Here is a 19,638-nt window from a genome sequence, read left to right as displayed (position 1 = left end):
TCGGGGCGGTGTTCACGGCGCGGAGGACGGGCAGTTACCGATCCATTACGGATCACTCGAATAAAAGAGCGACCGAATGCTATTGTTCGCCGCCAGTACGGAGTCATGCGGCACTGTCGGTCAGAGGGTGGAGATGAACCCCGTGGTAGAGAAGCTCGAACTTGCTGAACCGCACCTGGCGAATTGGCTGTCCACGCTGGGGCTGGACGTCGAGTACGTCCGTTCCAGTGGAAACACCCTTTTCTACCGCCGAGCCGATGGGGCGGAAATACCGGTGCTCGACCTGGTCGGCGGCTACGGGTCGGTCGTCCTCGGACACAACAACCCCGAGATCGTGGAGTACGCGAAGTCGCTGCTGGACGGAGGGACGCCGGTCCACGCGCAGTTCTCGCGGCATCCTTACGCCAATGACCTCGCCTGGAAGATCAACGGCATCATCCACCGGGAGTTCGGCGACCCCGAGCCCTATTCGGCGATCTTCGCCAACAGTGGTGCCGAGGCCAACGAAGTGGCCGTCAAGCACGCGGAACTCGACCGGGTGCTGAAGCTCGCCGAACTCCTCGAAGGGGTCTCGGCCCACGCGGAGGAGGCCCGGTCCGCCGTAGGGGCGGGTGCGCGTCCGGAGGTCTCCGACGAGGCACTCGCGGTACTCGGTGTGGAGGGCGACCCCGCGCAGGACGGCGCGGCGGGCTTCGAGCGCCTGCTCGCCGCCGTCGAACGGGTCAACACCGAGCGGACCGGCGCGGCTCCGGTGTTCCTGGCGCCGGAGGGCTCCTTCCACGGGAAGCTGATCGGGAGCGTCCAGTTCACCCACAACCCCGGGTACCGCACCCCGTTCCGCGCGCTCGCCGCCCGCTGCCGCTTCGTGGACGTCAGCCGTCCCGAGGCGCTGACGGAAGCCATCGACGAGGAGCGCAGCTCCCTGTTCGACTTCCAGACGCAGGACGGGACGGTACGCCTCGTCGAGCGCGAGCTGCCGGTCATCGGCGCGTTCCTGCTGGAGCCCATCCAGGGCGAGGCCGGCATCAGGGTGTTCGACCGGGAGACCGCCCGCCGGATCCAGGACGCCTGCGCCACGGCCGACATCCCGATCGTCGTGGACGAGGTGCAGAGCGGCATGGGCCGCTCCGGAGCCTTTTTCGCCGCCTCCCACATCGGCCTGCGCGGGGACTACATCACGCTCGCCAAGAGCCTCGGCGGCGGCATCGCCAAGTCGGCGCTGACCCTGGTGCGCGGCTCCCGCTACCGTACGGACTTCGAGCTCGTCCACAGCTCCACCTATGCCAAGGACAGCTTCTCCACGCTCATCGCGGCCAAGACCGTCGAGCTGCTGGAGGCCGACGACGGGAAGGCGTACCGGCTCGCCGAGACGCGGGGCAACCAGCTGCTGGAGGTGCTGGAGGGGCTGCGCAAGGAGTTCGGCGACATCGTCGCGGACGTCCGGGGCAAGGGCCTGATGCTCGGCCTGGAGTTCCACGACCAGTCCGGCTCCACCTCGGAGATCATCCGGGAGCAGGCGGGCGCCGGGCTCCTCGGCTACCTCCTGTCCGGCTACCTCCTGCGGGTCCACTCGCTGCGGATCTTCCCGACCGCGAGCGCGACCAACACCCTGCGCTTCGAGCCGTCGGTGTACCTCACCGACGAGGAGATCGCCCGTACGGAGGCGGGGCTGCGCGGACTGATCGCCGTACTCCGGGAACAGGACGGCGAGACGCTCCTCCACGGCGGAGGTGCCACGGCCGGGTGACACGGCTGGGTGACACGGCCGGGTGACACGGCTGGGTGAACCCCGGGTGACCCATGGTGACCCCGCCCGGTGACGCCGAAGCTTCCTGCCCCCGCGGTCCGGCCGACGGACCGCGGGGGCAGGAAGCCGTGAGGGGCGTGCCGTCAGGAGACCCGGGCGCCGTACACGTGGTCGACGGTCATCGTGATGAGCACCCGGCGGCCGGCCACCATCGCCTCGCGGTACTCGTCCCAGTCCGGGTGCTCGCCGGCCGCCTTGCGGTAGTAGTCCACCAGCGCCTCGACCTCCGGGCCGTGGGGGTCCTCACCCGGCCCGGTGAGCGTGGCGACGCCCTCGGCGGTGGCCCAGTCCCACCCGTCGGAGCTCAGCACCATCAGCGTGGCGCGCGCGTCCCGGCGCAGGTTCGCCGTCTTGGCCGTTCCATGGCTGGTCGATACGTAGATGACGCCGGCCTCCTGGTCGAAGAAGGGCTGGACGGGGGAGAGCTGCGGCCGGCCGTCCGACTTGAGCGTCGCGAGCGTGCCGAGGCTGCTCTTCGCGAGGAGGGCGTGCGGGTTGAAGGGTGTCGTGGTCATGGGGGCATCATCAACCTTCACACCGGTATGAAGGTCAAGGAGGAACGGGCATGTTGATCGGGGAACTGAGCCGGCGGACCGGGGTCCACGCGCACCTCCTGCGGTACTACGAATCCCAGGGCCTGTTACGGCCCACCCGGGGGCCCAGCGGATACCGCGAGTACACCGACGACGTCGTCCTCACCGTCACCCAGATCCGCAACCTCCTCGCGGCCGGCCTGTCCACCCAGGAGATCGCGTACACCCTTCCCTGTGCGACGGGCCCGTCACCCGAGCTCGAACCGTGCGCCGAGGTGCTGGACGTCCTGCGGGCCCGGCTCCGAGGGATCGACGCGCGCGTCGACGCCCTGCTCGACACCCGCCGCTCCCTCGGCGACTACATCGAGGCCACCGAGCGGCGCCGATGCGCGACCGGTGCCCCGGACGAACCCGTTCCGGACCCCGGCGCCCCCGTCGAGGCCCAGGCCCCGGGCTGCGAGCCCCCGGCCCCCGCCGGTGCCCCGGAGGCGGTACGCCGGCCGGCTCCTCCCGGCTCGCGCATTCCCTCCTGATGGTGTGGGCTGGGACACAAAAGGGAGTGCGCTCCTCCGGGATGGGCAGCAGCCCCGTACGAGCAGTTCGGGGCGACACGCCGTACCGCGTTGTGGGCGGGACATCTCACCATCTGGTAGGGACGGGGCGATTCCGGGCTGCTCGTTAAACTGAGCCGACCGCAGTAATGACTGAGCGAGGAGCGCACGTGGGCCTTGTCGTGCAGAAGTACGGAGGCTCCTCCGTAGCCGATGCCGAGGGCATCAAGCGGGTCGCCAAGCGAGTCGTCGACGCCAAGAGGAACGGCAACCAGGTGGTTGTCGTGGTGTCCGCGATGGGCGACACGACGGACGAGTTGATAGATCTCGCCGAGCAGGTCTCGCCGATCCCTGCCGGCCGTGAGTTCGACATGCTGCTGACCGCCGGCGAGCGGATCTCCATGGCCCTGCTGGCGATGGCGATCAAGAACCTGGGCCACGAGGCCCAGTCGTTCACGGGCAGCCAGGCCGGTGTCATCACCGACTCGGTCCACAACAAAGCGCGCATCATCGACGTCACGCCGGGCCGCATCCGGACCTCGATCGACGAGGGCAACATCGCCATCGTCGCCGGGTTCCAGGGTGTGAGCCAGGAGGGCAAGAACATCACCACCCTCGGCCGCGGCGGGTCGGACACGACCGCCGTCGCGCTGGCCGCCGCGCTGGACGCCGAGGTCTGTGAGATCTACACGGACGTCGACGGCGTCTTCACCGCGGACCCCCGGGTCGTGAAGAGGGCGCAGAAGATCGACTGGATCTCCTTCGAGGACATGCTGGAGCTGGCCGCGTCCGGCTCCAAGGTGCTGCTGCACCGCTGCGTCGAGTACGCACGCCGTTACAACATCCCGATCCACGTCCGCTCGTCCTTCTCCGGACTGCGCGGTACCTGGGTCAGCAACGAGCCGCAAGGGGACCAGAAGGTGGAGCACGCGATCATCTCCGGAGTCGCCCACGACGTCTCGGAGGCCAAGGTCACCGTCGTCGGCGTCCCGGACAAGCCGGGCGAGGCGGCCGCGATCTTCCGCGCCATCGCCAACGCCGAGGTCAACATCGACATGGTGGTGCAGAACGTCTCCGCCGCGTCGACCGGCCTGACGGACATCTCCTTCACCCTCCCCAAGGCCGAGGGCCGCAAGGCCATCGACGCCCTGGAGCGGGCCAAGGGCTCCATCGGCTTCGAGTCGCTCCGCTACGACGACCAGATCGCCAAGATCTCCCTGGTCGGCGCGGGTATGAAGACCAACCCGGGCGTCACCGCGGGCTTCTTCGAGGCGCTCTCCGACGCGGGCGTGAACATCGAGCTCATCTCGACCTCCGAGATCCGCATCTCGGTGGTCACGCGTGCCGACGACGTCAACGAGGCCGTGCGCGCCGTGCACACCGCCTTCGGCCTCGACAGCGACTCCGACGAGGCCGTCGTCTACGGGGGCACCGGCCGATGACCGCACGCCGCCCTTCGCTCGCGGTCGTCGGTGCGACCGGGGCGATCGGCGGCGTCATGCTCCGGATCCTCTCGCAGCACGCGGACGTCTGGGGCGAGGTCACCCTCGTCGCCTCACCGCGCTCGGCCGGCCGCAAGCTGGTCGTGCGCGGTGAGGAGACCGAGGTGCTCGCGCTCGCCGAGGACGTGTTCGACGGCGTGGACGTGGCCCTCTTCCTGGTGCCGGACGAGGTGTCCGCCCACTGGGCCCCGATCGCCGCGGCCAAGGGCGCCGTCGTCATCGACGACTCGGCTGCCTTCCGGCTGGCGGACGACGTACCGCTGGTCGTCCCGGAGATCAACTCCCATGCCGCCCGGCTCAGACCGCGGGGCATCGTCGCGTCCCCGAACTGCACCACGCTGTCGCTGATCGTCGCGGTCGGCGCGCTGCACGCGGAATTCGGGCTGCGGGAACTGATCGTCTCCTCCTACCAGGCGGTCAGCGGCGCGGGCCGCGACGGTGTCACGGCCCTGCGCGAACAGCTGTCGCTGGTGGCCGGTACGGAGCTGGGCACCCACCCCGGAGACGTACGCCGGGCCCTGGGCGACGGTGCCAGTGCCGCCCGCAGTCCGTTCAGTCCCTTTGCCGCGCCTGTCGCCCTGAACGTCGTGCCCTGGGCCGGTACGGACGCCGGGAACGGCTGGTCCTCCGAGGAGCTCGCCATCCGCGAGGAGTGCCGCAAGGTGCTGGGCCTGCCGGACCTGAGGACCACCGCGACCTGCGTGTACGTCCCCGTCGTCGCGACGCACTCCATGTCCGTCCACGCGCGCTTCGAGAGCGAGGTCGCCGTCGACCGGGCCCACGAGATCCTGGCGACCGCGCCCGGCGTCGTGCTCTTCGACAGCCCGGCGTCCGGAGATTTCCCGACCCCGTCCGACGTCGTGGGCACCGACCCCACCTGGGTCGGTCGGGTGCGGCGCTCGATGGACGATCCCCGCGCCCTGGAAATGTTCATTTGCGGCGATAATCTCCGTAAAGGTGCGGCTTTGAACGTGGCGCAGATCGCGGAATCGGTGGCCGCCGAAATCACCCTCGCCTGAGGAAGCCCCTTTGATCGAACCTGGCGGTCGAACCTGCTTTGTAGGATCTGTGAACGCCCTATGAGTAATTACCTGGTCTGAACCTCTTGAGCTGGGGTGTTGTCATATCCGACGATGATCTCCCGGCCTCCTGCAACCGCACGTCGGCCGGGCGGCGTCTATGCCGTCACTTCTTGCGTGGCGGGACGCGTTTACGGGGCATTTGGGGAAGAGCAGGTACGTATGAGGGCATGTCGCACAGTGCCGAACATGGCGCCGTACGCGTACAACCCTGACGGGGGGCAGCGTGTCCAACAGGCGTGGCAGAGGTTCTCGACATCACCGTGGTGGCCCCGTTGCGAGGCGCGACCGTGCGTCCGCCCCGGCGGCCCCGCGCGCCCGGCGGCATGCCGGTGATCGCGCCCATGCCCGCTGCGCGCCCGGCCCAGCTGCCCTCGCAGCGCGGGGGTGCTGACGAGACGGTGGCAGCGGGAACCACGGTCGACCATCTCACCGAGACCTACCGCGCCCACTACCGTTCGCTGCTCGGCCTCGCGGCCCTGCTCCTGGACGACACCGCCTCCTGCGAGGACGTGGTGCAGGAGGCGTTCATCCGCGTGCACTCCGCGCGCAACCGCGTCCGGGAGCCCGAGAAGACGCTCGCGTATCTGCGCCAGACCGTCGTCAACCTGTCGCGCTCCGCGCTCCGCCGCCGCATCCTCGGGCTCAAGCTGCTCTCCAAGCCCATGCCGGACATGGCGAGCGCGGAGGAGGGCGCCTACGACCAGCTGGAGCGGGACGCGCTGATCAAGGCCATGAAAGGGCTCCAGCGGCGCCAGCGCGAGGTGCTGGTCCTGCGCTACTTCGCGGACATGACGGAGGCCCAGGTCGCGGAGACACTCGGAGTTTCGCTGGGCTCCGTCAAGGCGTACGGTTCCCGCGGTATCGCCGCGTTGCGCGTCGTGATGGAGGCCCAGACATGAGCGGGCCCCGCCACCGGCACGAGCACAGGCAGGAGAATGACCCGACGGGAACCGGAATTGTGAACCACGGGCCGGAGAAGACTCCGCACACCGATCCGGAGCAGTCGGACCGACCGGACGGTCCGCGTGAGGAGAGCGCGCCCCGCGAGCCGGACGAGGGCGGCCCCGCCGACCCCGCCGGTACGCTCACCGACCTCTTCGGCGGCCTCCGGAGCGGGCGCGGAACCGTCGACGGCGAGCTGGACGAGGTCGTCCTGCGCCGGATGCTGCACGGTGCCGTGGGGGACCTCGAGCCCTCCGGCCGGACCCTGGAGCATCTGCAGCGCGCGGTGCCCGCCCGGCGAGCCCGCCGGCGGCAGGCCGTGGTCGGCGCGGCCGCGGCGGCGCTGCTGATCGGCACGGCGGTCCCCGCTTTCGTGCACGTGGCGAACTCCGACGGCCCGTCCACCGCGCTTCCCGCCATCGCCGGACACGGCGAGCAGGCCCAGGGCGGCAACGGGGAGGAGCCCGGGCCCCAGGCGCCGGGCGACCGGACCGTGGAGCCCACGAACCAGGAGAGCCGGGGCGGGGTCGGCGAACCGGCGCCTTCCGAGGGGAACCCCTCGGCGGACCGCACCGAGGACCCGGTGGACGGCGCCGTGACGGGCGGGCCCTCCGCGTCCCCGCCGGCGGATCTCGCCACCCTGCCGGTCTGCGACCCGGGTCAGCTCGGCGTCGCCTCCGCGGGAGCGGCCGCCCCTGGCGCCGACGGCACGGTCTACGGCAGCTTCAAGATCGCGAACGTCTCCGGCGCGGCCTGCACGGTCAGCAGCAACGGCACCGTCGGCTTCACCGCCCTCGGCGCCGCCGACCCGCTCAAGATCAACGTCATCCAGCACACGGCGGGCGACGCGGCCCCCGGCCTGCCCGACCCCTCGCAGGAGCCGGGCACGGTGCTGCTGAAGCCCTCCATGGCCTACGAGGTGCGGTTCGCCTGGGTCCCCACCGACACCTGCCCGACCGTGGCTCCCTCACCGACCCCCACCCCGACGCCGGACGCGGGCACCGGGGGAACGACGGGCGAGAGCTCCGGCCAGTCCGGCACCGACACACAGGCGCTGCACCAGGACGGCTCATCGGCGGACGGCAGCATCGCCGTGACGCACACACCGGAGACGGGCGCGCCCACGGCCGAGACGAAGATCGACAACGCCTGCGCGGGCACGATCTACCGGACGGGCGTACTGCCCACCTCGTAGTCCGGCGACCGCCGCGACCGAGGCCGCGACAGCTCAGGCGGGCCCGCCTGAGAGCCCCACGGGCCCTACGAGCCCTGCGCGGTCTCCGGAGTCTTCGAGGTCTCCGGTGTCTCCGGCGACTCAGGCACCTGTACGGCCTCGGTTCCCGCAACGCCGGCGGCGGCGTCGGCCTCCTCGCCCTCCGGGACGAGCCCGAGGGCGACATCGCGGACGGCCTCGGCCTCGCGGCGGACCAGCCGGAACCACATGAAGAGCACGAAGCCCGCGAAGACGAACCACTCGCCCGTGTACCCCAGGTTCTGGAACGCCTTCAGGTCGAGCCCACTGCCCTGCGGGGCGGCGGCGGGCACCGGCTTCATCGCGCCGCCCGTACCGCCCGTCTCCGCCCCGGGAAGCGTCACCCAGGCGTCGTACACGTCGTAGTCGACCAGGTTCACCAGGGACGCGGCGCTGATCATGCCGAGCTGGCCCGCGGGGAGCCCGCCCCTGGTGTCGACGCCGTCACTGTGGATGTTCTCGGAGGCCTGGAGGTCCCCGGTGACGGTGACCTCACCCTGCGGGGCGGCCGGCACGGGGACACTGCCCGCGGTGCCGGGCAGCCATCCGCGTACCACCGGCAGGGCCTTGCCCCCGTCGGTCCGCAGCAGGCTCAGGACGTAGAAGCCCTGCCGCTCGTCCAGCTCACGGCCGGGGACCAGGAACTGGTCGGCGTACGTCCCGGTCGCGACGGCCGGGCGGCCGGACGTCACCTTGTCGACGGGCAGCAGCTCGTCCAGCGGCTTCGCGGCCCGGGTGCTCGGATCGGGCTGCTTCGTCGCCTGCTCGTGCGACTGCACACGGTCCTCGAAGCGGCCGAGCTGCCAGGTGCCCATGAACACGCAGAACGGGATGGCCAGCACGACGAAGAGGTTGATCCCCCACCATCGCGGGGTCAGCAGGAACCGGTACACCCCACCAAGGTACGGTTCCCCGTTCCGGCCCTCCGGAGCGGGGTCGCCCCTTTATCCGCCTCTCACACCCCCGTGGGGGACGGCCCGCCCCTCACGCCCCCAGGACGTCACCACCCCCCAGGTGCTTCAGGGCGAACTCCAGCTCCAGCCGCACCTGCTTGATGCGCTCCTCCACCACGAGCGAGCCGTGCCCGGCGTCGTACCGGTAGACCTCGTGCACGGCGCCACGCGCCGCCAGCCGGTCCACGTAGTTCTCCACCTGACGGATGGGGCAGCGCGGATCGTTGACGCCCGCCGAGATGTAGACGGGAGCGCGCACCGCGTCGACGTACGTCAGCGGGGACGAGGCCTCGAAGCGCTCGGGCACCTCCTCCGGCGTACCGCCCAGCAGCGTTCGGTCCATCGCCTTCAGGGCCTCCATCTCGTCGTGGTAGGCCGTGACGTAGTCCGCGACCGGCACGGCCGCCAGCCCCAGCGCCCAGGCGTCGGGCTGGGTGCCGAGGCCGAGCAGGGTGAGATAGCCGCCCCAGGATCCGCCGGCCAGGACCAGGCGCCGCGGGTCCGCGAGCCCGGACTTGACCGACCAGTCCCGAACGGCCGCGATGTCCTCCAGCTCGATCAGGCCGACCCGGTGCTTGAGCGCGTCCGTCCAGGCGCGGCCGTACCCGGTCGAGCCCCGGTAGTTGACCCGCACGACGGCGAAGCCGTGGTCCACCCAGGCCGCCGGGCCGGAGGCGAAGGCGTCGCTGTCGTGCCAGGTCGGCCCGCCGTGGATCTCGAAGACGGTGGGAAACGGGCCATCCCCCGCGGGCTTCTGCACAAGGGCGTGGATCCGGCCGCCCGGCCCCTCCACCCACGCGTCCTCGACGGCCACCGACGCCGGGGCCTTGGCACCCGGCGGGTCCAGGACCACCGCACCGCTCGTCGACCGCACGACCGGCGGCTGCGCGGCCGAGGACCAGAGGTACTCCACCGTGCCGTCCGGCCGGGCCGTGGCGCCCGACACCGTCCCGGCGGGGGTCTCCACACGCACGGGCTCCGCGGCCCCCGGCTCGTACCGCCACAGCTCGCTGCGGGCCTCGAAGCTGTGCTCGATGAGCAGGGCGGAGCCGTCCGGATACCACTCGGCACCCACATCCCCGGGCAGGTCGACCGGGAGCGCGGTCTCCGTGCCCGCGACCGGGTCCCAGATCATCGGCTCCCACCGGCCCCGGCGCTGGTGGCCGACGAGCAGCCGGGCATCACCGGCCACCGGCGCGAAGCCCAGCACGGCGAGACCGAGCTCCTTGGTGCCGCCCTCGGTGTCGTCCAGCTCGGCCACCGTGGAGCCGTCCGGGCGCACCACGCGCAGGGCGGAGTGCATGGCGTCGCCGTGCTCCGTGTGCTCCAGCGCGATGAGCGTCCCGTCGTAGGACAGGTCCCCGACGCCTGCGGACTCGCGGTGCCGATAGATCTCGACGGCCTCGCCACTGCCCGAGGGCGGCACACGATGGATGGTCGTCCCGTCCTCGTCGGTGGAGCGGCCGATCACCGCGGAGCCGTCGCGCCCGATGGCGAGGCCCGCCGGATACGAGGGCGCCAGGCCCGGGGCGGCGGGCTCGTCCTGCCCGCCGCCGAAGGGCTGGCGCATCCACACGCCGAACTCGTCGCCGTCGGCGTCGCTGAACCACCAGATGGCCTCACCGTCGGGCGTCAGCACGCCGTCGGTGGTCCCGTTGGGCCGGTCGGTCACCTGGCGCTGCCGCCCGTTCGACCGGTCCCACGCGTACAGCTCGTAGGTCCCGGTGGCATTGGAGACAAAGAGCGAGCGGTCAGGCGCGTCCTCGGCCCAGTCGGGCAGGGACACCCTGGGCGCGCGGAACCGCTGCTCCCACTCCGGCATGGTCGAGACGTTCTCTGATTCGCTCATGCCCTCCATCCAACCCGATCCCCCGCCCGACCGGAGAAGCCCGTCCACAACACCCGTACGAAGATGTGACCGGACCCCTCCGCCTGTGGATAACCGCTCGCGCCCCTTCCGCCCTGTGGGTAACTTTTCGGATATGTACTCCCCGACCCCGGACGACTGGCAGGACGCCAACCGCGCACGCTGGGACGAGCGCGTGCCGATACACGCGGCGAGCGACTTCTACGACCTGGAGGCGTTCCGGGCGGGCAAGGACGCGCTGCGCCCGTTCGAGCTGGCGGAGGTCGGCGACATCACGGGAAAGACCCTGCTGCACCTCCAGTGCCACATCGGCCTGGACACCCTGTCCTGGGCGCGCCACGGCGCCGCGCAGGTGGTGGGCCTGGACTTCTCCGAGCCTGCCGTGGAGACCGCCCGGGGCCTGGCGGAATCGCTGGGCCTGGGCCCGGACCGCGCGGCGTTCGTGGCGGCCGATGTGTACGACGCCGCTACGGCCGTCCCCGACGCGTCGTACGACATCGTCTACACGGGCGTCGGCGCGCTGAACTGGCTCCCCGACATGGAGCGCTGGGCCGAGACGGCGGCCTCGCTGGTCGCACCCGGCGGCTTCCTCTACCTGGCGGAGTTCCACCCCCTTACCGACGCGCTGGACGACGGGACCGGCTCGGTCGTCACCCACGACTACTTCAGCCGTGAGGCCTGGGTCGACGAGACTCCCGGGACGTACGCCGACTTCGACGCGCCGACCGTGCACAACCGCAGCGTCGAGTGGCAGCACCCGGTGGGCGAGGTGGTGACGGCGCTCGCGGCGGCCGGCCTGCGGATCGAGTTCCTCCACGAGCACGACGTCTCGCTCTTCCCGCGCTTCGGCACGCTGGAGCGTCACGCGGACGGCCACTACCGCTTCCCGGCGGACCGTCCCCGGATCCCGCTGATGTACTCCCTGAAGGCGATGCGCCCCAAGCCGAACGAGGCGTGACAGCAGCTCGACGGCGGCTCCCCGGGCCATTGTCAGTGCCGCACGCCACACTCACTCCCATGACGGACGAGACGAGCGGCAACACCACCACGGGCGGCCTGCGCACGGCGGTGGAGACGTATTGGGCGACGGCAGAGGCCCGCGACTGGGACGCGTTCGCGGCGACGCTGGCGGACGACGTGGTGTACGAGCTCCCGCAGACCAGGGAGCGTGTCCACGGCAAGGAGCGCTACGTGCGTTTCAACCGGGAGTACCCGGGCGACTGGCACATCCGGATCGAGCGGATCGTCGCCGACGCCGAGGGCCTGCAGGCGGCGGCGCGGACCGAGGTCACGGTAGGCCCGGAGGAAACGCACGCGATCCACTTCTTCACCTTCGACGGCCGGGGCCTGATCACCGGGGTGACGGACTTCTGGCCGGAGTCGTACGAACCCCCGTCGGGCCGCGAGCACTTGGTGGAGCGCTACTGAGGAAGGCATCCCCGGAGACGCGCGGAGGCGGCCCACCGGATCACCGGTGAACCGCCTCCGTACAGGTACAGGCCAGGTACAGGTCCCCGTTACACCGCGGACCGGAAGGCAGGCAGATAGCCACCCGACTGCCCGGCGGCGGTGGGGTGGTACGAGTTCTGGACGGGCACGGTCACGCTGTGGAGCCAGGCGTCGCCGGAGCACAGCTCATGCCCGGTGAACTCGTCGACGACGCCGGAGAAGGTGAAGCCGGCATCGGCGGCCCGCTTGGCGAGGACCCCGTTCAGCACGTCCGACGCGTCGTTGATCGCGGCCCGCTCGGCCTCGGTGAGCCCCGCGACGCAGCTGCCGGAGAGCTGGTAGAAGCGCGGATACCCGAGGACGACGACCTGGGCGGCGGGAGCACCCGCGCGGATGCTCCCGTACAGCGAATCAAGGCTCTGCGGAAGGGAGTCGTTCATCTCGGCGACCGCCGCGTTCACGCTGTTGAGGCAGGTGGCCTCGCTCCCCAGCACGCAGTCCTGCATGACATCGGCGAACCCGACGTCATTGCCTCCGGCCGTGACGCTGACGAGCGCGGTGGACGCGTCGAGCACGCCCAGCTGGCCACTGGCGACGGAAGAGGTGGTCGCCCCCGAGCAGGCGACGAAGGCGAACGAGGTGGGGGAGTTCGCCGCCGCCCACAGCTGCGGATAGGCGTTGGCGCTGCGACGGCAGTCGCCGCTGTCGGGGAGGTAGTTGCCGGCGCCGACACCGGAGGAGTAGGAGTCGCCGAGCGCGACATAACCGCCGGCGGCGGCCGAGTCCGCCGCGACGGCGGTCCCGGCGACGCCGAGAGCGGCCACGGCGGCGAGTGCGAGAGTGGATAGGGATGCCCAGAACCTGCGTACGGACATGGCTGCCGACCTTCGAAGTGTGGGGGGTGGGGGTGAAGGTGCGATGCAGTGTCTAGCAGCTCGTGGTACCCACCGGTAATGCCCGTGCGAGAAGTCGTCTGATATGCCCGGTGGATCGCTCGGAGGGTGAAGCTCCGCGCGTAGAGGAACCCTTAACACCGTGGAGAAACAGCCGAGTTGAAGGAAAGGTTGGGCGTCCGCGCGCACCGCGTCGGTGGCGGTTCAAGGCCCGTACGGAGCGGCGAAGGGCCGCTGCGGGCGACGGCGGTTCCATCCGTACGGCCCAATGCGGTGGCCCGGTCGCTGGTCCGTACGGTGGGCCGTCCCTGGGTGCGTCCCGTGGGTGTGTCCCGTGGTCGGCCCCGGCCTGCGGGTGGCTGATCGGTCGTGATCATCCGTGAGTATGATGCGACGAATCGGTTACCAACGGGGGTGGGTGCTGTGATCCGCACGGTCATTGCCGAAGACGAGTTGCTTACTCGTTCGGCCCTGGTCGGCATTCTGGGCGCGGAACCGGACATCGAGGTCGTCTCCGACTGCGACCGGGCCGAAGCGGTCGCCCGGATCGGTGCCCACGAGCCCGATGTCGTGCTCCTCGGTTTCGCACTCCCGGCAGCGGACGGCTTCTCCGTACTCGCCGATGTCCGCGCCCTGCCCAACCGCCCGGCGGTCGCGGTGCTCGCGGCCCGGGTCGGCGAGGACTGCGTCTCGGCCGCGCTGCGGCTGGGGGCCGAGGGGTTCCTGCTCAAGGACATGGCCCCGGAGCAGCTCGTCCACTCGGTCCGGATCCTCGCGGGGGGCGGGGGAGTTCTCGCGCCCGTGGTCGGACGCCAGGTCATCGACGGCTACCTCGCGACCCGGGGAGGCCGGGGGAGTGACGACCTCCTCACCGCTCTGACCTCCCGTGAGCAGGACGTACTGGACTGTCTGACGGACGGGCTGTCCAACCAGGAGATCGCGGTGCGACTGCACATGGGCGTCAGCACGGTCAAGGAACATGTCAGCGCCATTCTGCTCAAGCTGAAGGTCAGCAACCGCGTGCAGGCGGCGCTGCTCGCCCAGCGCAACGGGCTGAGTGGGGTCGGGCGAGCGGCCCCGGGCCGGAAAGCGGTCGGCTGAGCCCGTCCGCCGCCGCTCTCCGTCCGCGGCTCGTTTCTGCGGATCCGTCTGTGGCTCCTCCTGTGGCAGAAGGTACTTGCCGTGGTGGACAGTGGTTTGTTTTACTTTCCGACATGGAAAGCAACTCGCCCTCATCGACCTCTTCCGAGCTGCCTGACGCCGAGGCGGCTCGTCGCGCGCTGGGTGAAGCGGCCGCCTCCAGGGCACGTGTCGCCGACAGCGTGTCGAGCCCCTGGTGGTTCCACAGCGGCCTCGGGCTCGCCTTCGCGCTCGTCTGCGCGGCCATCAGCCTGCGGTGGGCCGAGTGGGCCATGGGGCCGTTCGTCCTGGTGGTCCTGGGGCTCGGCTGGGCTCTCAGGCGGACCAGCGGCGTCACCTTCGACCGCTACACGAGCACCCCCGACGCGGCCCGGTACTTCGGCGTGTACCTGCTGGCCTGCCTGGTGCTCGTGGCCACCGGCATGACGCTGGAGTGGGGCTTCGACGTCCGCTGGGCCGTCGCCTGCGCGGGCCTGGTCGCCGGTGTGCTCACCGTGGTGATGGGGTTTCGCATCGACGCGACCGTACGTCGTGAACTGCGGGCGGGCCGGTGACCGAACCCCGCTACGACGCGGTGATCCACGCGCCGAACCGGCTGCGGATCTGCGCCATGCTGGCGGCCGTCGACAGCATGGAGTTCTCCCGGGTGCGCGAGAGCCTCGGGGTGAGCGATTCCGTCCTCAGCAAGCACCTCAAGGTGCTGGAGGGGGCGGGATACGTGGAGGTGACCAAGGCGCGGGGGGCGTCGTACCCCCGTACCTGGATCGCGCTCACCCGTGACGGCCGACGGGCCCTGGCGGGGCACATCGCCGAACTCCGCCGCATCGTCGGCCTCGCTGACGCCCCCTCGGGAGGTGAGGGGGAGACACCGCCGCCCGACTGATCGTTTCCGACCGCGGGCGTCTTCGTCCGCCGTACCTGATTCTGTCCGGTCATCACCTTGAGAGGTTTCGCTTGACCACCGAGACCCGGTATGTACCGGCCGCTTCCTCGCGCCCGCTCGACAAGCCATGGCTGCCGTGGGCGGGAGCGCCGTCGACCAGGGACCTTGTCTGCTGGTACGGAATGTGGCTGGTGTTCGCCTATTCGTTCGCCATGTGGCCGTTGCGGCCCTGGCTCATCGGTTCCCATCCGGTGTTGCTGGAAGTACTGACGGGCACCCAGACGGCCATGACCGTCGCGGGCGCGGCGGCGCGGGTCGGGGAAACCCCGCTGCTGATCGCCTTCACCGCGGGTGTCTTCGGGATGATGAAGTTCGCCTGGGTGTTCTGGTGGGCCGGCCGCCTCTGGGGCGGCAACATCGTGGGGCTGCTCACCGGCCCGCCCGGACCTGCGGCCGAAGCGGCGGGCAAGGCGCCCAAGTCTTCTCCGGAGACGTCCGCCGGGGCATCTGACGCGGGGGCCGCGACGGCCGAGGCGGACGGTGGGGCGGCCGCGAGCGGCCCGCCGGGCCGTGGCAGCGGCAGGAACCGGAAGCTCGTCGCCGCCGCGGTCGTTCTCGCGCCGCTGCCCCTCGTCCCCGGTCCGCTGGCGTTCGCCTCGGCGGGATGGGTGGGCATGGGGCTGTGGGCGTTCCTCGGCCTCAACGCCATCGGCGCCGCGGTGTGGACCGGCATGTTCACCCTCCTCGGGTACGCCATCGGGCAGCCTGCCGTCGATCTGGCGGAGACCATCACGGATCACGCGATCTGGGTCTCCCTCGCCGTCATCGCCGGGATGTTCCTGCTCCGTGCGGTGCAGAGCCGACGCGCGGCGGTGAACAAGTGATCACGACGCTGATCGTCCACGACGAGGCGCTACTGCGCGCCGGCCTGCGCCTGCTCGTCGATGCGGCGGACGGACTGACGGGCTGTCAGGCTGGCGGCGAGGAGGCTCTGGTGGAGGCCCGGCGCCGCAGACCGGAGGTGGTCCTGCTCGATCTGGGGCTGCGGACCGCCGACGGACTGAGCGTCCTCGACGGCCTGCTCGAACTGCCCGAGCCTCCGCGCGTCGCCGTGCTGTCGGGGCCGTCCTCCCGTGAGTCCGTGCTCGCGGCGCTGAGTCGCGGGGCGGCGGGCTGCCTGTTCCAGGACACGGGGCCCGAGGAACTCGTGACCTCGGTCCGCGCGCTCGCCGCCGGTTCCACCGTCCTGTCCCGGCTCGCCTCCGCCCGGCTTCTGACCGAACTCGGCAAGGACGTCCAGGACACCGCGGACACGGTCCGGGCCCGCAGGCTCACGCAGGTGCTGAACGCCCGCGAGCGGGACGTGCTCATGATGCTCGCCGAGGGGCTGCCCAACGCCGACATCGGACGGAGACTGGGGCTCGGCACGGCCACCGTCAAGGACTGTGTGAGCGACATCCTCACCAAGCTCAACGTCACCAACCGGGTGCAGGCGGCCGTGATCGCCGACCGGGCCAAGCTGGTGGTGGGCCGCCGCCCCTCGCAGGAGTGTGCCGCCTGACCCGTGGGGCCGCGGGCTCGTAGCCCGCGGCCCCCGCAGCTCCGTAGCTCCACGGACCGGGGCACCCCACCCCTCCGGCACCCCAGCCCTCCGGCTCCGTAGCCCTCCGGCACCCCAGCCCTCCGGCCCGTGCGACTCCCCCGAAAGCAGGGGACGCACCGCCGACCGGGGGTCCCCGGCCGGTGAACCTCCCGCCGACCGGGGGCCGTACCGCCTACCCGAGGCGGGTGGCCGGTCCCCTGATCGCGGGGCGAGACTCGTTGTGCCCGGCCGGAAGAGCGGCACAACCGATCAACGCCGGAGCAGATCTTCAACGGGGGACACATGCTCACAACAGAAACCGCCGTGGCCGGCACGCCGGGCACGGCCCGGGAACCAGGCGGCGCGAAGCAGCGTGCGACGGCGTTCCGCCCGGTGGACCTGGACGCCGTGCCCGCGGTCGACGCCCTGCTCGACGCCATCGGCGCGGGGCCCTTCCTGCGGGACTCCGTCACCGCTCCGGTCGGCCGAAACCAGGCGTGGCTCGGACGGACGTCCGGCGGGCGCGACGTGTTCGTCAAGCGGCTCGTCGGGCCCGGCCCCGACGTACGGGCCCGGATGGCGCGGCTGTTGTCCTTCGAGGAGTTCGTCCGGGACGTGCCCCGTCTGCGGGCCGGGGTCCCGGTCATGCTGGGCTACGACGAGGCGGAGAACCTTGTCGCCTTCGAGCGCATCGAGGCCCGTGGCGGCGCCGAGCTGATGGTGGACGAGACCTTCGGGGGCGACCTGGCCGAGTCCGTCGGCCGCACCGTCGGCCGGCTGCACGCCGCCGGAACGACCCGGCCGCTGGACAGCAGCACCCCGTCGCTCCCGGATGTCTCGATCCTGCACGGCATGCCGATCGGGCTGTACAACAGCCTCAGCCACGCCGAATTGGAGGCGTGGCGGCTGATGCAGCACGACACCCCGCTCGTCGAGGCGATCGAGCGGCTGCAGCGGTTGGAGGCGGACGCCCCCCGGGTGCCGACCCATGGCGACCTGCGCGTGGACCAGCTCCTGGTCCGTGAGGACGGGACCCCCGTCCTCACGGACTGGGAGGAGTTCCGTGCCGGGGACGCGGCCAGGGACGTCGGCTCTTTCGCCGGTGAATGGCTCTACCGCTCGGTCCTCGACATCGTCACCCACCGAGGCACCCCCGGGTCCGCCCTCACCGAGCTGGAACTGACGCACGAACAGGTGCTGCAACGCGGGGCGGCGCGGATGGAGCGCCTGCTGCCGCTGGTGCACCGTTTCTGGGCGGGCTACCGCACCGTGCCCCGGCTCCTCGACCCGGGCTTCCCGGCCCGGGCCACCGCGTTCGCCGGATGGCATCTGCTCGACCGGCTGATCGCGGGGGCCGCGCAGGGCCAGCGGCTCTCCGGCATCGAGCGCGCGGCGGCGGGGGTCGGCCGACGGGCCCTTCTGACGCCGGACAGGTTCGCGCACATTCTGGGATTCGAGGACGCGTCATGAGCAGCGGTACGACGGACGGCGGAACCATGACGGGTACGACGGGCGGCGGAGCCGTAACCGGCACCACGGGCGGCGGAGCCGTAACCGGAAGCACCGGCGGCGGAACCAGGACGGCAGCCGCCGCCGGCGGTGGCCTGGCCCCGGAGCTGCTCACGGCGGGGCGCTCGGTCCACGTGCTGCCGGACCGCTCGGGGGCGACCGTGGGCGACCGGACCATCGAGGCCGACAGCCCGAGGGAGCTGCGCCGGCTGCTCGCCGACGCGCTCTACCAGGAGCTGCACGCCGGCCTGGACGTTGCCGACGAGGGGCTGCCCTTCCGGCTGCGCGACCCCGAGTTCGAGAAGCTGCTCGCCGAGGGGGTGCCGCACCGGGCGACGACTCTGCGCGCGGTGATGGTCGCGTCCGGCGAGGAAACGCACCTCGTCGAACTGGGCGGGGTCCGGGTCCGGGTGCCCGTCGAGCAGGTCCGCGCCGCTGGAGGAGCCGTTCCGGGCTCGCTCGTCGAGGTCGTCAACACCCCGCTGCGCCCCGCCCTGTCCCCGGGCTTCTTCCTCGTCGAGGGCACGGCCCCGCACCGCTCCGCCGAACTGCTCAGGCTGTACGTCCACATCACCGGCTGGACTTTCGCCCCGGCGATCTGGCGCAGCGCCCTGCACCACCTGGAGGGCTGCGGGGCGGTGTACCGGGCGAAGGTCGTCTCGTCCACGTACCTCTACCCGCGGCGGGACGCACTCGTCGTCTACCTGGACGAGAGCAGTGCCCACGTCGCGCCGGGGCTCGCCGAGGTCCTCGCGGACCTGCCCGGGGTCGGGTCGCGGACCTCGCTGTTCACCCGCCGGATCCGGCCGGGTGTGGCGACCGCCTGGGAGCCCAGGGACCCCGCACCCGGGATGCAGGGCCTGAGCTTCGGCCAGCACCGCGCCGGCGTCCTCGCCGAGGCGCTGGTCGACACGGCCGACGACCCGGAGGCGTTCCCCCGCGTCCTGCGCACCTTGCTGGTGCGGGCGGGTGTCGACCCCGAGGACCCTTCGCGCAACGTCAGCCTTCCGGCTGCCTGAACCGCCTCCCGGACCGGCTCCCCCCGGTCCGGGAAGCGGCGCGCTCCGCTCCCGTCCGCACCGTCCGGTGGAGCGGGTCCGTCCGGCTGTGCCGCGACGTCCAGGGCTGAAGTGCTTTCCAGGGGGCGTGTCCGCGCCCCCTGGATTCAGGTCAGAACTGAACGAGAGTGAAGAGAACATGAGCAACAAGAGCACCGTCATCGCAGACCTCGTCGCCGGCTACGACGCCTACACCGAGGTCGACGAGCTCAACGTCAGCGCCGCCGCCGGCGCCCCGGCGACCACCTGGGTGTGTGTCTCGGTCGTCGCGTCGCGTGCCAGCTCGGTCAAGTGCGGCGCCTGGGCGAGCGCCGGCGCGAGCGCCGTCAGCGGCGCCACCTACGAGATCACCTGCTGAGGGTCCTCTCCCCACTTCCGTCCCGTCGCCCGGCGGGGCGGAGACCCGTGACCGAGAGGGGGTGAAGAAATGAAGACCACGACGATCATGGAACTCGCCGCAGGCTACGACGCCTACACCGGCGCGGAGGAGCTGGAGGTCGGCGCGACGGCCGAGGCCCCGGCCAGCACGCCGCTGTGCGCGGCCGCGGCCAGCGCGGGCGTGTCCTGGATGGCCAGCCAGTTCTCGGCCAGGACCATCTCCGGCGGCTGCTGAGCCACCGCCCGCCCCGGGCACG

General features: G+C 71.4%; 21 protein-coding genes. 17 read left to right on the top strand and 4 right to left on the bottom strand.

What is annotated here, in order from left to right; all coding sequences use genetic code 11:
* Window positions 1–133 precede the first annotated feature (133 nt).
* Window positions 134–1,747 (top strand): aspartate aminotransferase family protein, encoded by a 1,614-nt coding sequence (locus AMK21_RS05300; RefSeq protein ID WP_073875586.1) that lies wholly within the window; start codon window positions 134–136, stop codon window positions 1,745–1,747.
* Window positions 1,748–1,890: 143 nt separating this feature from the next.
* Here the strand turns inward: AMK21_RS05300 and AMK21_RS05295 are convergent, their stop codons facing one another.
* Entirely contained in the window at window positions 1,891–2,322 is a 432-nt protein-coding gene (locus tag AMK21_RS05295) for a PPOX class F420-dependent oxidoreductase (RefSeq protein ID WP_073874684.1), read from the bottom strand.
* 50 nt (window positions 2,323–2,372) lie between these two features.
* Here AMK21_RS05295 and AMK21_RS05290 point away from each other — a divergent pair, with 50 nt between their 5' ends.
* The 5 genes from AMK21_RS05290 (at window position 2,373) to AMK21_RS05270 (ending at window position 7,612) form a co-directional block, all read left to right on the top strand.
* Window positions 2,373–2,873: a MerR family transcriptional regulator gene (locus AMK21_RS05290; protein WP_420712468.1), complete on the top strand. Its 501-nt coding sequence runs from the start codon at window positions 2,373–2,375 to the stop codon at window positions 2,871–2,873.
* Between the two features lie 188 nt (window positions 2,874–3,061).
* Entirely contained in the window at window positions 3,062–4,333 is a 1,272-nt protein-coding gene (locus tag AMK21_RS05285) for an aspartate kinase (RefSeq protein ID WP_073874682.1), read from the top strand.
* Window positions 4,330–5,412 (top strand): aspartate-semialdehyde dehydrogenase, encoded by a 1,083-nt coding sequence (locus tag AMK21_RS05280; RefSeq protein WP_073874680.1) that lies wholly within the window; start codon window positions 4,330–4,332, stop codon window positions 5,410–5,412. The genes AMK21_RS05285 and AMK21_RS05280 overlap by 4 nt, the downstream gene beginning before the upstream one ends.
* A gap of 299 nt (window positions 5,413–5,711) precedes the next feature.
* Window positions 5,712–6,374: a SigE family RNA polymerase sigma factor gene (locus tag AMK21_RS05275; RefSeq protein WP_199863111.1), complete on the top strand. Its 663-nt coding sequence runs from the start codon at window positions 5,712–5,714 to the stop codon at window positions 6,372–6,374.
* Window positions 6,375–6,433: 59 nt separating this feature from the next.
* Window positions 6,434–7,612 (top strand): hypothetical protein, encoded by a 1,179-nt coding sequence (locus tag AMK21_RS05270; RefSeq protein ID WP_073874678.1) that lies wholly within the window; start codon window positions 6,434–6,436, stop codon window positions 7,610–7,612.
* A gap of 65 nt (window positions 7,613–7,677) precedes the next feature.
* Here the strand turns inward: AMK21_RS05270 and AMK21_RS05265 are convergent, their stop codons facing one another.
* Window positions 7,678–8,562 carry an SURF1 family protein gene (locus AMK21_RS05265; RefSeq protein ID WP_073874676.1) on the bottom strand — a complete coding sequence of 295 codons (885 nt, stop codon included), beginning with the start codon at window positions 8,560–8,562 and terminating at the stop codon, window positions 7,678–7,680.
* Window positions 8,563–8,653: 91 nt separating this feature from the next.
* Window positions 8,654–10,480 carry a S9 family peptidase gene (locus AMK21_RS05260; RefSeq protein WP_073874674.1) on the bottom strand — a complete coding sequence of 609 codons (1,827 nt, stop codon included), beginning with the start codon at window positions 10,478–10,480 and terminating at the stop codon, window positions 8,654–8,656.
* Between the two features lie 124 nt (window positions 10,481–10,604).
* Between AMK21_RS05260 and AMK21_RS05255 the strand changes: the two genes are divergently transcribed.
* Window positions 10,605–11,447, top strand: a complete 843-nt coding sequence (locus tag AMK21_RS05255; RefSeq protein WP_073874672.1) for a class I SAM-dependent methyltransferase — start codon at window positions 10,605–10,607, stop codon at window positions 11,445–11,447.
* A gap of 59 nt (window positions 11,448–11,506) precedes the next feature.
* Window positions 11,507–11,917, top strand: a complete 411-nt coding sequence (locus AMK21_RS05250) for a nuclear transport factor 2 family protein (RefSeq protein ID WP_199863110.1) — start codon at window positions 11,507–11,509, stop codon at window positions 11,915–11,917.
* A gap of 89 nt (window positions 11,918–12,006) precedes the next feature.
* Here AMK21_RS05250 and AMK21_RS05245 read toward each other — a convergent pair whose 3' ends face one another.
* On the bottom strand, window positions 12,007–12,813 hold the full coding sequence (locus AMK21_RS05245; protein WP_073874670.1) for an SGNH/GDSL hydrolase family protein: 807 nt from the start codon (window positions 12,811–12,813) through the stop codon (window positions 12,007–12,009).
* Between the two features lie 441 nt (window positions 12,814–13,254).
* Here AMK21_RS05245 and AMK21_RS05240 point away from each other — a divergent pair, with 441 nt between their 5' ends.
* The 9 genes from AMK21_RS05240 to AMK21_RS05200 all read left to right on the top strand — a co-directional run bounded on the left by AMK21_RS05240 (window position 13,255) and on the right by AMK21_RS05200 (window position 19,616).
* A complete protein-coding gene (locus tag AMK21_RS05240; protein ID WP_073874668.1) occupies window positions 13,255–13,932 on the top strand; it encodes a LuxR C-terminal-related transcriptional regulator in 678 nt (225 codons plus the stop codon).
* A 113-nt stretch (window positions 13,933–14,045) separates the two neighbouring features.
* A complete protein-coding gene (locus AMK21_RS05235) occupies window positions 14,046–14,525 on the top strand; it encodes a hypothetical protein (protein WP_073874666.1) in 480 nt (159 codons plus the stop codon).
* A complete protein-coding gene (locus tag AMK21_RS05230) occupies window positions 14,522–14,854 on the top strand; it encodes a winged helix-turn-helix domain-containing protein (protein ID WP_073874664.1) in 333 nt (110 codons plus the stop codon). Before AMK21_RS05235 ends, AMK21_RS05230 begins: the two co-directional genes overlap by 4 nt.
* 71 nt (window positions 14,855–14,925) lie before the next feature.
* The gene (locus tag AMK21_RS35770; RefSeq protein WP_234421836.1) at window positions 14,926–15,738 is read left to right on the top strand and encodes a DedA family protein; all 813 of its coding nucleotides are present in this window, start codon (window positions 14,926–14,928) and stop codon (window positions 15,736–15,738) included.
* Complete coding sequence (locus AMK21_RS05220; RefSeq protein ID WP_234421835.1) at window positions 15,735–16,415, top strand: LuxR C-terminal-related transcriptional regulator; 681 nt, start codon at window positions 15,735–15,737, stop codon at window positions 16,413–16,415. Before AMK21_RS35770 ends, AMK21_RS05220 begins: the two co-directional genes overlap by 4 nt.
* A gap of 324 nt (window positions 16,416–16,739) precedes the next feature.
* Entirely contained in the window at window positions 16,740–17,906 is a 1,167-nt protein-coding gene (gene lxmK, locus AMK21_RS05215; protein ID WP_079181076.1) for a class V lanthionine synthetase subunit LxmK, read from the top strand.
* Window positions 17,903–18,964, top strand: a complete 1,062-nt coding sequence (locus AMK21_RS05210) for a T3SS effector HopA1 family protein (protein WP_079181075.1) — start codon at window positions 17,903–17,905, stop codon at window positions 18,962–18,964. Before lxmK ends, AMK21_RS05210 begins: the two co-directional genes overlap by 4 nt.
* Before the next feature lie 178 nt (window positions 18,965–19,142).
* The gene (locus AMK21_RS05205) at window positions 19,143–19,361 is read left to right on the top strand and encodes an LxmA leader domain family RiPP (protein WP_073874660.1); all 219 of its coding nucleotides are present in this window, start codon (window positions 19,143–19,145) and stop codon (window positions 19,359–19,361) included.
* A gap of 69 nt (window positions 19,362–19,430) precedes the next feature.
* Complete coding sequence (locus tag AMK21_RS05200; protein ID WP_073874658.1) at window positions 19,431–19,616, top strand: LxmA leader domain family RiPP; 186 nt, start codon at window positions 19,431–19,433, stop codon at window positions 19,614–19,616.
* Window positions 19,617–19,638: the final 22 nt, after the last annotated feature.

The sequence above is a fragment of the Streptomyces sp. CB00316 genome (genome assembly GCF_001905595.1).
Taxonomy (GTDB): Bacteria; Actinomycetota; Actinomycetes; order Streptomycetales; family Streptomycetaceae; genus Streptomyces.
This window is presented reverse-complemented; position numbering and strand designations above follow the sequence as displayed.

What these genes read in the sequence shown, in the direction of transcription:
- AMK21_RS05300 (WP_073875586.1), top strand. Translation starts at nt 134, where the DNA reads ATGAACCCCGTGGTAGAGAAGCTCGAACTTGCTGAACCGCACCTGGCG.
- AMK21_RS05295 (WP_073874684.1), bottom strand. Translation starts at nt 2,322, where the DNA reads ATGACCACGACACCCTTCAACCCGCACGCCCTCCTCGCGAAGAGCAGC.
- AMK21_RS05290 (WP_420712468.1), top strand. Translation starts at nt 2,373, where the DNA reads ATGTTGATCGGGGAACTGAGCCGGCGGACCGGGGTCCACGCGCACCTC.
- AMK21_RS05280 (WP_073874680.1), top strand. Translation starts at nt 4,330, where the DNA reads ATGACCGCACGCCGCCCTTCGCTCGCGGTCGTCGGTGCGACCGGGGCG.
- AMK21_RS05260 (WP_073874674.1), bottom strand. Translation starts at nt 10,480, where the DNA reads ATGGAGGGCATGAGCGAATCAGAGAACGTCTCGACCATGCCGGAGTGG.
- AMK21_RS05255 (WP_073874672.1), top strand. Translation starts at nt 10,605, where the DNA reads ATGTACTCCCCGACCCCGGACGACTGGCAGGACGCCAACCGCGCACGC.
- AMK21_RS05250 (WP_199863110.1), top strand. Translation starts at nt 11,507, where the DNA reads ATGACGGACGAGACGAGCGGCAACACCACCACGGGCGGCCTGCGCACG.
- AMK21_RS05245 (WP_073874670.1), bottom strand. Translation starts at nt 12,813, where the DNA reads ATGTCCGTACGCAGGTTCTGGGCATCCCTATCCACTCTCGCACTCGCC.
- AMK21_RS05235 (WP_073874666.1), top strand. Translation starts at nt 14,046, where the DNA reads ATGGAAAGCAACTCGCCCTCATCGACCTCTTCCGAGCTGCCTGACGCC.
- lxmK (WP_079181076.1), top strand. Translation starts at nt 16,740, where the DNA reads ATGCTCACAACAGAAACCGCCGTGGCCGGCACGCCGGGCACGGCCCGG.
- AMK21_RS05210 (WP_079181075.1), top strand. Translation starts at nt 17,903, where the DNA reads ATGAGCAGCGGTACGACGGACGGCGGAACCATGACGGGTACGACGGGC.
- AMK21_RS05205 (WP_073874660.1), top strand. Translation starts at nt 19,143, where the DNA reads ATGAGCAACAAGAGCACCGTCATCGCAGACCTCGTCGCCGGCTACGAC.
- AMK21_RS05200 (WP_073874658.1), top strand. Translation starts at nt 19,431, where the DNA reads ATGAAGACCACGACGATCATGGAACTCGCCGCAGGCTACGACGCCTAC.